This is a genomic window from bacterium (assembly GCA_004299235.1).
In the GTDB taxonomy this organism is placed as follows: Bacteria; Chloroflexota; Dormibacteria; order Dormibacterales; family Dormibacteraceae; genus SCQL01.
In genome coordinates, this window is sequence record SCQL01000009.1 from 162,626 (window position 1) to 175,985 (window position 13,360).

Here is a 13,360-nt window from a genome sequence, read left to right on the forward strand (position 1 = left end):
GCATGGAGCTCCCAGGAGAAGGTCCGCGGGAGAGGACCGCAGTCCCCGCCGCACTTTCAGCCCGCCAGGTATTTGACCATCCGGAAGCGAAGGTGGCCGGTGCGGGGTTCCACCAGCGGCCGGAAATCGTCGACGAAGCAGCGGATCATCTCGTAGGCGAGCCGCTGCAGCTCGGGATCGACCTCGGCCCCGTGCTTGGGGGCGGGCAGCGGTTCGGCCTCCGACGGCATCAGGTCCACGTCGACGACCAGCGCTCGATTGGTGGCGAAGTATGTCAGCTTGAGGTCGGCCGGACCCGCGAGGTCGGCCGCCGCCGCGATCGCGCTGTCGCACGCCTGGGTGAGCGCGATCGTCAGCTCGTCCAGGTCGACCAGGCTCAGGCCGAGCTGACTGCCCAGCGTCGTGGCCACCCGCTTGGCGACCGGTATGAACGCCGGCGACGCCGGGATCTTGAGCTCGGCAAGATCGCGCTTCGCCATTCCTTGCCTTTGGCTCCTACTTCTCTAGGCCGTCGCCGTCGGTCGCCTGATGGAGCTTGCGCGCGGCAGCGGCTTCCAGCTCTTCGCGCTTGCGCTTGGCGGCGGCAACGCCGTCCTGGATCGCCTTCCCCACCGGATGCTCGGGGTCGGAGACGATCTCGCGCGCTCGCTGCGCGGCTTCCTTGGCCTTCTGCACCGGCTCGCTCCCGCCGAGCTCGATCGTCTTGCTCTTCAGGCTGTCGACCTGGCCGCGGGCTGGACCGGAGGCGATGTACGCGCCCGCGGCAAGCCCGATGAGGCCGCCCAGGATGAACCAGCCAAAGCCGCCGCCACCGCCTCTCTCGTCAGCCATCGCTAACCTCCTAACACCGAGCGAACAAGGCTCTCACCCGCGACCTTCACGCCATGCGCCGCCGCGCTGATGCCACGCCCGACCGCCGCCGCCCCGCGCCCCCCGGTGCGCAGGCCGACGTTGACTCCCGCGGTGATGTCGTTGACGTTGCCGATCGTCTGTCGCACCTCGGGCAGTGTCTCCTTCATCTCCTCATTGGTCGTGTCCAGCAGCTCCTCCACCGCCCCCAGCGTGCCGCGCAGCCGGATCAGCACCGCGGCCAGCGCCACCGCCACCAAAAGCGCGGCGACTCCGAACGCGAGCCACATGAAGCTCTGACTGGTCATCGACTGAATACCCGTGGAGCCGAGCCCGCAAACACAACCGCAATCTTAAGTGCGCGGCACGAGAGCGACGGCGGTCGGCCGGCGCGCAGCGACGCGAGGTGAGCCCCGGAGTGAATCCGGCTAGCCGCCACGCGGTGTCCGTGTCGGCTTGGGTGCCCTGGGTTCGCGACCGGGGCGGGGCACGAAACGCGCCAGCGGCTGCAGGAGCAGCGCGAACAAGACCGCGGGCAGCAGGTCGGCCTGGCCCATGCGCAGCGAGGGCAGACCGAGGAAATCCCACAGCTGACCGAGGGCGAAGCCCATGCCGGTCATCAGCAGGATCGGCAGGTAGGCGCGGCGGCGGTACGGCAGGAGGGCAAAGAACACCTGCGACAGGATCAGCGCCGCCAGGACCGCCACGACGAGGCCGGGCGGCACCAGCCTCAGCAGCGCCAATACGCTCCCTCCGGGACGCGGGGGTGGGTTGTCCTGAGCGAGCTCAGGTGGGTCCCCTGCCTTGGCTCTCCAAGTCCCGTCGAGCGGGCATTTGGTCGGCTTCCGGACTCCGGGGTCCCGATTTCTCGAATGTTGGGCAAGCCGCACACGGCCCGCGCCCCTTTGGAAGCGGCGTCAATACTACGTGCCGGGCTTCCTGGGCGGCGCGACCTGGACGTGAAGCTCTTCGAGCTGCGGCGCGTCGACCTCAGACGGCGCTCCCAACATCAGGTCGGACATCGATTGGGTCTTCGGGAAGGCGATCACGTCCCTGATGTTGTCCGTGCCGCCCAGCATCATCACGACCCGGTCGATGCCAGGTGCGATACCTCCGTGTGGAGGCACCCCGTAGGTGAAGGCCTGGAGCAGGGTGCCGAATCGGGCCCGAATCGTCTCCAGCGGCATGCCCAGCAGCTGGAACACCCTCTCCTGCGTCGCCGGGTCGTAGATCCGGAGGCTTCCTCCCCCGAGCTCGTAGCCGTTGCAAACGATGTCGTACGCATGCGCCCGAACGTCGTAGGGCCTGGCGTCGACGAACGGCATGTCCTCCTCGAAGGGCCGCGTGAAGGGGTGGTGGGCATAGGTCAGCTTGCCCTGGTCGTCCTCGTCAAAAAGGTATGTGGGGTTGATCCAGAGGAATTTCCATTCGTCCTCCCGCACGAGCTTCCGGCGCCTGGCGACCTCCTGGCGGATCAAACCCATCACCGTCTCGGCCTTCCGCCGGCGGTCGGCGGCGATCAGGACGAGGTCGTCCGGCCCCGCGCCGGTCAGGCGTTGGACCTCGGCGATCTCGTCCTGGGTGAGGAACTTGTCGAGCGGACCGCCGGGCAGCCATGCCAGGCCCTGCCCGCCGGCGCCCCTGGCGACGGTGACGAGCTCGTCGAGCTCGCGGCGCGCCAGGTCCCGGCCGCCAGGCACGCTCAGGCCGCGCACCACCCCGCCCGCGGCGAGGACGTTGCGGAACACCTGGACCTTCGTTTTGGCCAGGGCCGGTCCGAGATCGGCGATCTCCAGCTCGTAGCGAAGATCGGGCTTGTCGGTCCCGAACCGCAGCAGCGACTCCTTGATGTCCAGGCGCTGAAACGGCACCTTCAGCGTGACCCCGAGGACCTCCTGCCACAGCTGGGAGAAGAGGCCTTCGACAAGGGCAAAGACATCCTCCTCGTCGCAGAACGACATCTCGATGTCCAGCTGAGTGAATTCCGGCTGGCGGTCGGCGCGCAGGTTCTCGTCCCGAAAGCAGCGGGCGATCTGGTAGTAGCGCTGAACACCCGACACCATCAGCAGCTGCTTCAACATCTGCGGCGCCTGCGGCAGCGCGTAAAAGCTTCCCGGGTGCAGGCGGGACGGGACGAGGAAGTCGCGAGCGCCAGAGGGCGAGCTGCGCGTGAGGATCGGCGTCTCGACCTCGATGAACTCATTGCCGTCCATGAAGTCCCGGATGATCTTGTTGACGCGACTTCGGAGTTCCAGCATCTGCGTCATGCGTGGACGGCGAAGGTCGAGATATCGATACTCCAGGCGCGTCTTCTCATCTGGCTCTTCCGGGTCCTCGATCGGAAACGGCGTCGTCTCCGAGGCATTGACCACCTCGAGCTCTGACGCCGTGACTTCGACCTCGCCGGTGGGCATGCGTGGATTCTCCGAACCCGCCGGGCGGCGCCCGACCATGCCCTTGACCCGGACGACGAACTCGGCGCGCAGCTCCGCCGCGCCGGCGTGGGCCTCCGGCGCCCGCGTCGGGTTGAACACCACCTGCACCGCACCCCACCGGTCGCGCAGGTCGATGAAGATCAACCCTCCGTGGTCGCGACGGCGCGCCACCCAGCCGTAGAGCTCGAGCTCACGGCCGGCGTCGGAGGCGCGCAACGAGCCGCAGTGCGGCGCGGTATAGCCGCTCATGCCAGGCGCCCGGCGAGGTCCGTCCACGCGACCTCGACCTGCTCCCCGCTCGCCATCTCTCTGAGCTGGGCGGTGCGATTCGCCGCCTCATCAGCGCCCAGCAGCACGACCCAGCGCGCCCCCAGCTTGTTGGCGGAGCGCATCTTCGCGCGCAGGCTCTTGGGTTCGTAATCGACGGCGACCGAGCGCACGGCGCGACACAGGCGCGCCACCTCGGCTGCCGCCACGTCGAGGCTGCCGTCGGCAAGCACCACGACGTCGGCGGCCGGGCTCGCGACCACCTCCTCCCGACCTGACGCCATCAGCTCCGTGACGCGATCCAGCCCGCCGGCGAAGCCGACCCCTGGCGTCGCGGGCCACCCCTCGGCCTCGGCCAGCCCGTCGAACCGACCGCCCGATGCCAGCGCATCCTGCTGACCGGAGGCCCCGGCGGGATAGAACTCGAAGACGGTGCGCGTGTAGTAGTCGAGACCGCGCACGAGGTGAGGGCTGAGCTGGTACTCGATGCCCGCGGCGTCGAGCAGACGGCGCACCGCGACCCACGCCGCCGAGCATTCCTCGCAGAGGTGATCGGTGATGCGCGGCGCCTTGGCCTTGAAAGGTTGGCACTGCTCGACCTTGCAGTCGAGCAGACGCAGCGGGTTGGTCTCCAACCGGCGCCGGCAATCACCGTGGAGCCCGTCTTTGAACGGCCGGTAATAGGCTCGCAGTCGATCCAGGTAGGCGGGCCGGCATTGCTGGTCGCCGATGGAGTTCAGCTGCAGCGTCAGCTCGCCCAGCCCGACCTCGCGCAGCCACCTGCTCGCCAGCTCGATGATCTCCGCGTCCAGCGCGGGGCTCGCGCTGCCGATCGCCTCCACGTCCAGCTGGAAGAACTGGCGATAGCGACCCTTCTGCGGGCGGTCGTACCGGAACATCGGCCCCAGCAAATAGAGTCGCGCGGGCTGCGGCCCCTGATTCAGTCCGCCTTCGAAGTAGGCACGAACCACGCCCGCGGTCGCCTCCGGCCGCAGCGCCAGCTGGCGCCCGCCGCGATCCTCGAAGCGATAGAGCTCCTTCGCCACGGCGTCGGTGTCCTCGCCGACGCGCTCGATCAGCTCCGTGTGCTCGATGACCGGGGTCACCATCTCCTCGTAACCAAAGCTACGGGCCACCTCCCCCGCGGCCTTTTCGGCCGTGCGCCAAAGCGCTCGATCGCGTGGCAGGACGTCACGGACGCCGCGGACGGCTTTGATCGGCTGGGAGCGAGGCATTGGAGTGACGATTGTAAGAAGCGGCGGTTAGTATCTGGCGCGTGTCGATCGCCAGCGACCCGCCCGCGGACCTGTGACCACCGGCATCGTCCAGCTCATCTCCCTGTCCCTTGCCGCGCTGGCGCTGGTCATGGGCGCCTACCTCCTCATCATCGGCAAGCGACCCTGGCGCGACGGCGAGAACGAGCGGGTGGCGCCGCGAGTCAGGCTCCTCGGCCTTAGCTACATCCTCGTCTTCGGCTCGGCGATGATCCAGATCATCACGCAGCCGCATGGTGATGAGGCGGTTGCGCTCGGCGGCCTCATGGTCCTGGGCGGCCTCATCGTGATCGTGGTCGTGTTCCTGGAGACGCGAGCGGCCCGACGCTCGGCGCAAGAGGGCCGAATCGACAGCCGCCTCAGGGGCTAGCGGGCCGCGTTCGGTACCCCGCCGCGGCCTTCAAGGCCTCCTGCAGGTCCTCCAGGTGCACGGGCTTGCTCATGTAGTCGTCGAAGCCCGCCTTCAGGCAGCGGTCCTGGTCACCGGGGCCGGCCATGGCGGTGAGCGCGATCAGACGCGGCCGGTTGCCGCGCGGCCAGCGACGGCAGATCGCCTCCGCCGCTGTCAGCCCGTCCATCTCCGGCATCAGGACGTCCATCAAGAGGGCGTCGTATGGCTGCTGCGCCACCGCCGCCACGGCCTCGCGGCCGTTGGCGACCACATCCACGTTGTGCCCGAGCTTGGCGACCAGGCGCCGGAGCAGGTTTTGATTCAGCGCGCTGTCATCCGCGATGAGGACCCGCAACGCGTCAGGGACCAGCTCTGACTCCGGCGCCGGCCGGGGCGCCTCGTGCGCGCCGAGCCGGACGATCACGTCGTGAAGCGTCCTCGGCGCGACCGGCTTGGTGAGCGTCGCCTGGAGCACGTCGCTGTCGGCGGCGGCCGCCTCTTCGGCCCCCGGAGTCGCGACCGCGATCAGCACGATCGGCAGCTGATCCGTCCGCCGGAGCGCTCGCAGCGAAGCCGAGACCGCCAATCCGTCGATCGCCGGCCGCCTGTGCTCGACCAGCGCGATGTCGAAGGGATAGCCGGCCTTGACCACATCGAGCGCCTCTTCAGATGTCGAAGAGGTCGCCGACGCCCCCCACTGCTCGGCCTGGAGGGCGAGCACGCGCCGCTCGGTCGGGTCGGCCACGACCACCAGCACCCGCATCCCCTCGAGCGTCAGCTGGCCCGTGCCGACGGAAGCTGGCAAAACCTCGGCCAGGATCGTGAACTCGAATGCCGTCCCGGCGTCGGGGCCGGCTTCGACACCGCCCTGCTCGACCCGCAGGTCGCCGTCCATCATCTCGACGAGCTGCTTGCAGGTGGCCAGGCTCAATACCGCCAGCCGATCTCCAGGCTCGAGGCGGTCGCGCGGAGCGCTCGACCCGTCCAGCCCGCCGCGCAGGATCCGTGCGGGCACGCCGCGGCCCGTGTCGCGAATCTTGAAACGCAGCGCGACGAGACCGCCTCTGTCCTCGGAGCTGAGCTCGATCCCCACGCCGCCGCGGTATGTGCGTTCGACGGCGCCATGCAGCAGGGCGAGGACGATCTGCTCGAGGCGGCGAGAATCGCCGACGACCACGCTGGGCACGTCGGGCTCGGCGCGGAACGACAGGTCGAGACCCTTGGCGCCGGCGGCATCACCGATCAGCCCGAGGCAGGTCTCCACACTGGCTCTGACGTCGAATGGATGCAGGGCGAGCTCGAACGCTCCGCTCTGAAGCGTGGCGGCGTCGAGCACGTCATCCACCAGCCTCGCCACCTGCTCCGCGCCGGTCTGGACGATCGACGCCAGCTCGCGCTCCTCGCCTGAGGTGGCGCCGGTCGCCAGCAGACCGGCGGCGCCGACCACGGCGTTGAGCTGGTTGCGCACCTGGTGGCCGAAATCGGCCAGCACCTCGGCGTCGACAATGGCCGGCCGGGTGGCTCCCCTGGCAGGGGCGGCGACGGCCGGCGGGCCGGTCTTCTTCTTCCCCACGTCCTCGAGTTCGCCCATGCTCAGTACAGATTCTCAGGCGTCGCCTGCGCGGTGGGAGCAAACATCTCTTCCGGCAGTTCCAGGCCGTTCGAGCGGAAGTGCTGAAGAAACGTCGATCGCGTACCCGTCGCCGTGTGAAAACCGACCGCCCGTCCCTCCGGCGTGACGCCGACCTGGCGGAAGGCGTAGAGCTCCTGCAGCGCGATCTCCCCATCGATGAAGCCCAGGAGCTCGGCGACGCTGACCACCTTTCGCCCGCCGCCCCGCAGTCTTTCCGTCTGCACGATCACGTTGACCGCGGATGCGATCTGGCCGCGAATGGCGCGTGACGGCAACTCCGTCCCGGCAAGCAGGACCAGGGTCTCGAGGCGGTTCACCGCATCGCGCGGGTTGTTGGCGTGGAGCGTGCTCATGGACCCGTCGTGCCCGGTGTTCATGGCCTGCAGCATGTCGAGCGCTTCCGCCCCACGGCACTCCCCGACCACGATCCGGTCCGGCCGCATGCGAAGGCAGTTGCGCACGAGGTCGCGGATGGAGATGGCGCCCCGGCCCTCGACGTTCTGCGGCTTCGACTCCAGGCTGATGACATGCACCTGCCGGAGGCGCAGCTCCGCCGCGTCCTCGCAGGTGACGATGCGCTCATTCGCCGGGATGAACCCCGACAGGACGTTGAGCAGGGTCGTCTTGCCGGAACCCGTACCGCCCGAGACGATAATGTTCAGGCGCGTCTTCACGGCCGCGTCGAGGTATTGCATCATCGACGCCGTCGCCCCGCCGGAGCTGATGATCTGCTCGGGGCTGAGGACCTCCCGGCCGAACTTCCGGATCGTCAAGCACGGTCCGTAGATGGCGACGGGCGGAATGACGACGTTGACGCGCGATCCGTCCTTGAGCCGCGCATCGCACATCGGCTGTGATTCGTCGACCCTGCGCCCGATGGTCGAAACGATGCGGTCGATCACGCGGCGAAGGCTGTCCTCGTCCTCGAAGGCCAGGTTGGTCAGCTCGATCCGGCCCTGTCTCTCGACGAAGATCTGCTCGGGGCGGTTGACCATCACCTCGGAGATCTCGGGGTCGCGCAGAAGCGACTCGAGCGGTCCCAGCCCGATCACCTCGTCGAACAGGATCTCGACCAGGCGTTCGCGATCGGCGGCGGTGACGAGCGCGGCGGGTGGCCTGGCGCGGAAGTGGTCCTCGGTGAGCTGCATCAGCAGGCGCCTGATGCCGGCCCGGTTGTTGATGTCGATCGCGGCCGCGTGGCGGGCCAGCAGCTCCGCGTGGATCTCGCCCTTGGCCGCGGCCAGAGCAGGGCTCAGCAGCGCGGACGGCTCGGCGCCGCCGGCCGGTTGGCTGCGTGCGGGAGCCGAGCCCTCCCGCTGCACGATCCGGCGCTCGACCGGCGCGATGGTCGCCGCGCCGTCCGTGGACGGCCGGATGGCCGGCGCGTCAGGCGCCGGCGGCGGGACCAGCGGCGCCTGCTGGTAACGGCGGTCGAAGCGCTCCGACAGCTTCATGACCGCTGTCTGCGCGCCACACGCTGGAGACGGCGCTGCGCCCTGGCCGCCGCCGCCTTGACCGCAACATCGGGCTCGCCGGTCGCCAGCTTGCCGAGCCCATCCGCGACGCTGCCATCGCCGATCATCCCCAACGCGAGGCACGCGGCGAGGCGCACCCGCTTCGGCCACCGGCGATCGTGTGCGATGCCCAGCAGCGGGGGCACCCGCAGAGAGTCGCGGCGAAGCCCGCATGCCAGCACGGTCGCCACCGCCGCTCGCTCGCTTTTCGGCTGGCGTATCAAAGTCTCGATTTCGATGTCGGACGCGGCCTGTGACAGGGAGATGGCCAACCGGTACATGGGCACCCGATCGACCGCAGCCATCATCGTGTCCACCGCACGCCGGCCGCCGAGCCGGCCGAGGGCGCGGATCGCCGCTTCTCGCACTTGGATGTTGGGATCCCCGAGCAGGTCGCCGATCCACAGGACCGCCTCGCTCAACCGGATGGCCCCGCAAAGCTGCGCCGCCGACGCCCTGGCCGCCGGGTCGGGGCTGACCAGCGAGTCGACCAGCTCACGGCCCAGCCCTGAGCGTCTGAAGACCTCGGTCACGCGCCACTGCGCGGTGAGCCCTGCGCCTGCGCGATCGAGCGTCGCCGTGACCGCGGCCGCCACCGCCCCCGGATCCTGGAAGAGCTCGTCCGCACTGACGCTCACCATGACCTCGGGCTCCCGTGCGAGGGCTGCGTCCAGCACCCGGTCGATGCGTGCCGCCAGGTCCGAGCGTGGAGCGCCCGCCCGGGCCGCCCCCAACCTCCTGGTTGGGCGCCCTGCATCTGTCTCGGCTGCGGCCCTTGTGTTCAAACCATTACTGCGATGCGGAGTCGATCTGGGGAGACGTTGGTACATTATCGGGGTTTGTGCGCCTGTGAGGTCCCCGAAAACCGATCGGGCGCGGGAGGAAGAACCACGGCCAATGGCTGCTAGCGGCGGCCCCGGCGTTGACCAGTCTCCCGCCGCGCTGCAGCTGCGGATGCGGATCCTGGAGATGTCGTCTGTCTTCGCCGACCTGACGGACGGAGCCCTGCGAGCCGTCGCCCGCCGGATGCGTCCGGTCGGCCTCAAGGGCCGGGACACGCTCCGGCTCGGCGCTCAGGGGAGTGACGCCGTGGTGTTCCTGGCGTCCGGGCAGGTCGAGCAGTCCATGGCCGACGGCTCCGGAAAGGTCCTGCTGACCCGGCGCCCGGCCCCGGGCGAACTCGTCGTCCTCCCCGCCCGCCGCACCCGCGACCGCTACGTGACCAGCCTCTACGGCATGACCGACGCCGTCCTGCTGACGCTCGACCGAGACGGCCTTCTCGAAGGCCTGGGACCCGACGTCGAGAGGGTCGCCCTGGCCCTCGACAAGCTCTGGGAGCAGGAGCTCTCGGCGGCGGCGGCGGCCGAGGCGCAGCCGGCATCGGTGGCAGGAGCCCCGATCGTGGCCTTCTTCTCCGCCAAAGGCGGCTCGGGCGTGACCACGCTGGCCATCAACACGGCGGCGGCGCTGGCCCGCAAGTTCCCGCGCCAGGTCCTGCTCATCGATCTATCGGCGCCCTTCGGGCACGCCGCCCTGTTCGCCGACCTGATCGCCACCGGCTCGATCGCGAGCGCGTCCAAGGCCGCCCACGGCGATTTCGATCGCGTGCTGCGCGGTGACATCCTGAATCACAAATCCGGGATGGGCGTCCTGCCAGGAACCCTGCGCCCCGAGGAGGTGGACCTGTTGACCGGCGAGCTGACGGGCCGCGTGCTCGATGCCGTCGTCAGCCGGCAGCGGATCATCGTCGTCGACCTCGGGACGTCGCTGGCTGAAGCGGCCCTGGCCGTGCTCGAACGCGCCGAGTGCCTGGTCGTGGTGGTGCCGCCCGAGATCGCCGCGATGACCGACGCCCGTCGCGCCCTCGCCGTGTTCCGCGACATCATGAACGTGCCCGACCAGCGGATCGAGCTGGTGCTCAACCAGAGGGTGCCTCACGCGCCTCTCGACCGGGCGGCGATCGAGTCGATCCTGGGCCGCAAGATGTCCGTGACCGTCGGGTTCGACAATTCGAGGCCCGAGGATGCAACCATCGCCGGCGACCTGGTGGTGCAGCGAGACCCGTCGTCGTTCGTCTCACGCGGCGCGACGGACTTGTCCCGCGTCATCATGGCGAGCCTCAAGCTCGATGCCTAGACGGCCCGGCGGCGGCCCTCGGGCGCGCGCCGGGCGCAGGCGCGGTCAAGCACTCGTCGAGCTGGCGATCTCGCTGCCGATCCTGGTCCTCCTGGTCGCGGGCGTGCTCGAGCTCGGACGTGGATATGCCTTCGCGGTCGCGACCTCCGACGCCGCCCGCGACGGTGCCCGGTACGTGGCCGGCAAGACCGTCAGCACCAACGGCCCGGGCCTGGCCGCCATGTGCGGCGTGGTCCAGGCCGACCTCGCCGGAGTCACCTCGTCGCTCAGCTGTCCGACGCAGGTCAGCCACGCTCCGCCCTTTGTGAGCGGTACCGACTACGCCAAGCCGGCCGCCGGCCAGGCGGTCGTCGCCGTGTTCTGCGGCGCGAGCGTGGACTGCGCCGGCTCTCAGAGCCCGCTATATCAGTCCGAGGTCGACGTCTACGTCTACTACGGGTTCGACGACCTCAACCTGCTCGGCGGCGCGATCACCATCTCGGGCTCGAGCCGGGCGACAACCTCGTGGTGAGGCGCCCGGGGCGTTCGACAGCCCAGGCACTGGTCGAGTTCGCGCTGGTGGCCCCCGCCGTCCTCCTGATCATCGGGGCCACCGTCGACATGGGCCGCGGCCTCCTGCTCTACGCGCTTCTCGCCGGCGCCTCGCGGGACACCGCCCGCCAGGCCGCCCTCGTGGACTACAGCGGATCGAACACGCTGCCGCCTGCCTGCACGACGCTGGCCGCCCCGTGCGCGATGAGCTCGGTCGTGACCGGAGCTCATCTGCTGGACCCATTGGGAGTCTCGGTCGTCTACCAGGACTCGACGGCGATCTCCTCCCCACCCGGCTACGGGACCTACGCCGCCAACGCCGACCCGACCCAGCCGGGCACCATCACCCTGACCGGCGCCACGAATCCAAACACGGTTTACGTGTTCGTCTACGAGCTGGATGCCACCGGCGGCAACCCCAGCCCGCGATGGAGCTGTCCCTCGTGTGCCGCCGGTAGCGGCGCCGCCGTCCGCACGTCAGGACATCAGCGGGTCGTCGTCGACCTGAAGCTGAGCTGGCAACCGGTCCTGGCTCGGTTCCTGGGCATCCCGGCCGCCATCACCTTCGACTCGCAAACCGTGGATCGAATCGAGTTCTAGCCCCTGATGCCCGCCCGAACCAGATCGCAGACCGGCCAGGTGATGGTGCTCGTGGCGGTGGCGCTGCTCGCGCTGATCGGGTCGGCGGCGCTGGTCCTGCTCGCGGGGTCGGCCGAGTGGCAGAAGAACCAGCTGCAGCAGCTGGCCGACCAGTCGGCGCTCGACTCGGCGTTGAAGATCGGCACCGGCTGCGACGCCGCCAGGGCGAACGCCGTCATCACCGAAGCCGACAGCTTCCTGGCCGCGCAGCGCACGAGGACTGGCAGCCTGGCCATCACAGCCGGCACCTGCGCCGTGCCATACCAGGGGACGGATTCGTTCGCCGGCGGCCTGAGCGCCACCATCAACTATCCCTACCGGGCGCACCAGCAGCAGGTCGAGGTCATCCTGACTCTGAAGCTCCCCATCTCCTTCGGCGGTGAGGTGGGTGCGACCAGCACGTCGGTGGTCCGGAGGGCGGTCGCCCAGCAGCTGGCGGGCTCGGTGCCGGCGGTGACCGCCACCAGCCTCGCTTGTACAGGCGGCCAGGTGAACATCAGCGGCAGCGTGGCGACCCGAAACGCCATCGCCCGCGGCGGGGCCTGCGCCCTGTACGCGCATGCCCGCTTCGACGCGCCGTCCGGGACCTACTCGGATCTCGGCAACGTCCGGGTGTTCGCCGACGGGCAGACGTGGGTCGGCGGCGGCGGCGGCTGCACCGCCGGAGCCAATGCCGGCTCGAGCAGCGCCATCTGCGCGGACGGCTTCGAGCTGTCCGGCCATGTCGCTCCCGCCTGCGGCACCGGCGGCACGAGCGAATACCTGTCCGCCGCGGACGCGCTCATCAATCCCAACCCGTGCGCGGCCGGCGTGGCGCCTCAGCCGGTGGCCCCGCCCTCATCCACACTCCCGCCGGAGCCCAACACCGACGCGAGTGCGGTCGCCACGCTCAAGGGCACCGGGGGCGCCGCGTGCTCGCCCGGCGCCGTGTACCCGAAGGTCAAGATCAAAGGCAAGAACGTCTACTCCGGCCTCGCACCGCCACCCACCCAGGACGGCAACAGTGTCTGGCACTTCGTGCCCAGCTGCTACGGCTACATCGACGTCGGCCTGGTGAAGCCCGATGGGGCAGTCCTCGACCCCGGCTTCTACTACTTCAACGGCTCGAATTCCGGAGGCGGTGGAGGAATCTGCGTCAACGGGGGGGCCCTGTATGCCCGTGACGTGACGCTCGAGTTCGTCAACCAGGCGGGCTTCTCCTCGGGGGACTGCACCGTCGGCGGCGGCGGCGGCTGCGCCGCCCCGTGCCAGGTCGGCTCCGCGCCCTGCTCCCTACGCCCATGCCCGCCCAACACGCCCGCCGACGCGCCCAACAACCTCACGTGGTTCGCCGCCCCCTGCGCTGGAGCGCCGAGCGCGCTGGATGCAGCCAGCTGCCCGGTGTCGGCCTGGTGCCCTGTGGGCGACCGCTCCTGCTGGAACCTGCTGGTGTGGGCTCCGGCCGGCACCACCGGGCAGTTCACGCTCAAGGGCGCCGCCGTCAACGCGTGGCTGCTCGGGTCGGTCTACTGGCCCGGCACGTGCACCGACGATGTGAACGGCACGAGCACGATCGCCGGCGCGATTTCCTGCACCAGTCTTTCGATCTCCGCCGGGGCGGGCGCCGCCACCGCCATCGGCGGCGACTACGGGATCAACACGGCTTCAGCCGAGGCAATCTTGATCGAGTGAAGTTGCGTCATTCGGCGCAT

General features: G+C 69.6%; 14 protein-coding genes. 5 read left to right on the forward strand and 9 right to left on the reverse strand.

What is annotated here, in order from left to right; genetic code table 11:
• Positions 1–56 precede the first annotated feature (56 nt).
• The 6 genes from EPN29_03500 to EPN29_03525 form a co-directional block, all read right to left on the reverse strand.
• On the reverse strand, positions 57–479 hold the full coding sequence (locus tag EPN29_03500) for a hypothetical protein (GenBank protein TAN34442.1): 423 nt from the start codon (positions 477–479) through the stop codon (positions 57–59).
• A gap of 16 nt (positions 480–495) precedes the next feature.
• Positions 496–831: a hypothetical protein gene (locus EPN29_03505; GenBank protein TAN34443.1), complete on the reverse strand. Its 336-nt coding sequence runs from the start codon at positions 829–831 to the stop codon at positions 496–498.
• Between the two features lie 2 nt (positions 832–833).
• Complete coding sequence (locus EPN29_03510; GenBank protein ID TAN34444.1) at positions 834–1,157, reverse strand: DUF948 domain-containing protein; 324 nt, start codon at positions 1,155–1,157, stop codon at positions 834–836.
• Between the two features lie 120 nt (positions 1,158–1,277).
• Entirely contained in the window at positions 1,278–1,592 is a 315-nt protein-coding gene (locus EPN29_03515) for a hypothetical protein (GenBank protein ID TAN34445.1), read from the reverse strand.
• Between the two features lie 180 nt (positions 1,593–1,772).
• A complete protein-coding gene (gene aspS, locus EPN29_03520; GenBank protein ID TAN34446.1) occupies positions 1,773–3,533 on the reverse strand; it encodes an aspartate--tRNA ligase in 1,761 nt (586 codons plus the stop codon).
• Positions 3,530–4,786 carry a histidine--tRNA ligase gene (locus EPN29_03525; GenBank protein ID TAN34447.1) on the reverse strand — a complete coding sequence of 419 codons (1,257 nt, stop codon included), beginning with the start codon at positions 4,784–4,786 and terminating at the stop codon, positions 3,530–3,532. Before EPN29_03525 ends, aspS begins: the two co-directional genes overlap by 4 nt.
• Before the next feature lie 73 nt (positions 4,787–4,859).
• Between EPN29_03525 and EPN29_03530 the strand changes: the two genes are divergently transcribed.
• The gene (locus EPN29_03530) at positions 4,860–5,195 is read left to right on the forward strand and encodes a hypothetical protein (GenBank protein TAN34448.1); all 336 of its coding nucleotides are present in this window, start codon (positions 4,860–4,862) and stop codon (positions 5,193–5,195) included.
• Here EPN29_03530 and EPN29_03535 read toward each other — a convergent pair.
• The 3 genes from EPN29_03535 to EPN29_03545 all read right to left on the reverse strand — a co-directional run bounded on the left by EPN29_03535 (position 5,185) and on the right by EPN29_03545 (position 9,193).
• A complete protein-coding gene (locus EPN29_03535; protein TAN34449.1) occupies positions 5,185–6,807 on the reverse strand; it encodes a response regulator in 1,623 nt (540 codons plus the stop codon). The genes EPN29_03530 and EPN29_03535 overlap by 11 nt on opposite strands.
• A gap of 2 nt (positions 6,808–6,809) precedes the next feature.
• Positions 6,810–7,997, reverse strand: a complete 1,188-nt coding sequence (locus tag EPN29_03540; GenBank protein ID TAN34525.1) for a CpaF family protein — start codon at positions 7,995–7,997, stop codon at positions 6,810–6,812.
• 302 nt (positions 7,998–8,299) lie between these two features.
• Positions 8,300–9,193, reverse strand: a complete 894-nt coding sequence (locus EPN29_03545; GenBank protein ID TAN34450.1) for a hypothetical protein — start codon at positions 9,191–9,193, stop codon at positions 8,300–8,302.
• Between the two features lie 67 nt (positions 9,194–9,260).
• On the opposite strand from EPN29_03545, the gene EPN29_03550 reads away from it, so the two are divergent.
• The 4 genes from EPN29_03550 to EPN29_03565 are packed head-to-tail and all read left to right on the forward strand — an operon-like array spanning position 9,261 to position 13,340.
• Complete coding sequence (locus tag EPN29_03550; GenBank protein TAN34451.1) at positions 9,261–10,499, forward strand: hypothetical protein; 1,239 nt, start codon at positions 9,261–9,263, stop codon at positions 10,497–10,499.
• Positions 10,387–11,010, forward strand: coding sequence for a pilus assembly protein (locus EPN29_03555; GenBank protein TAN34452.1), 624 nt, complete (start codon positions 10,387–10,389; stop codon positions 11,008–11,010). Before EPN29_03550 ends, EPN29_03555 begins: the two co-directional genes overlap by 113 nt.
• Entirely contained in the window at positions 10,722–11,630 is a 909-nt protein-coding gene (locus EPN29_03560) for a pilus assembly protein (protein ID TAN34453.1), read from the forward strand. Before EPN29_03555 ends, EPN29_03560 begins: the two co-directional genes overlap by 289 nt.
• 6 nt (positions 11,631–11,636) lie before the next feature.
• On the forward strand, positions 11,637–13,340 hold the full coding sequence (locus EPN29_03565) for a hypothetical protein (protein ID TAN34454.1): 1,704 nt from the start codon (positions 11,637–11,639) through the stop codon (positions 13,338–13,340).
• Positions 13,341–13,360 lie beyond the last annotated feature (20 nt).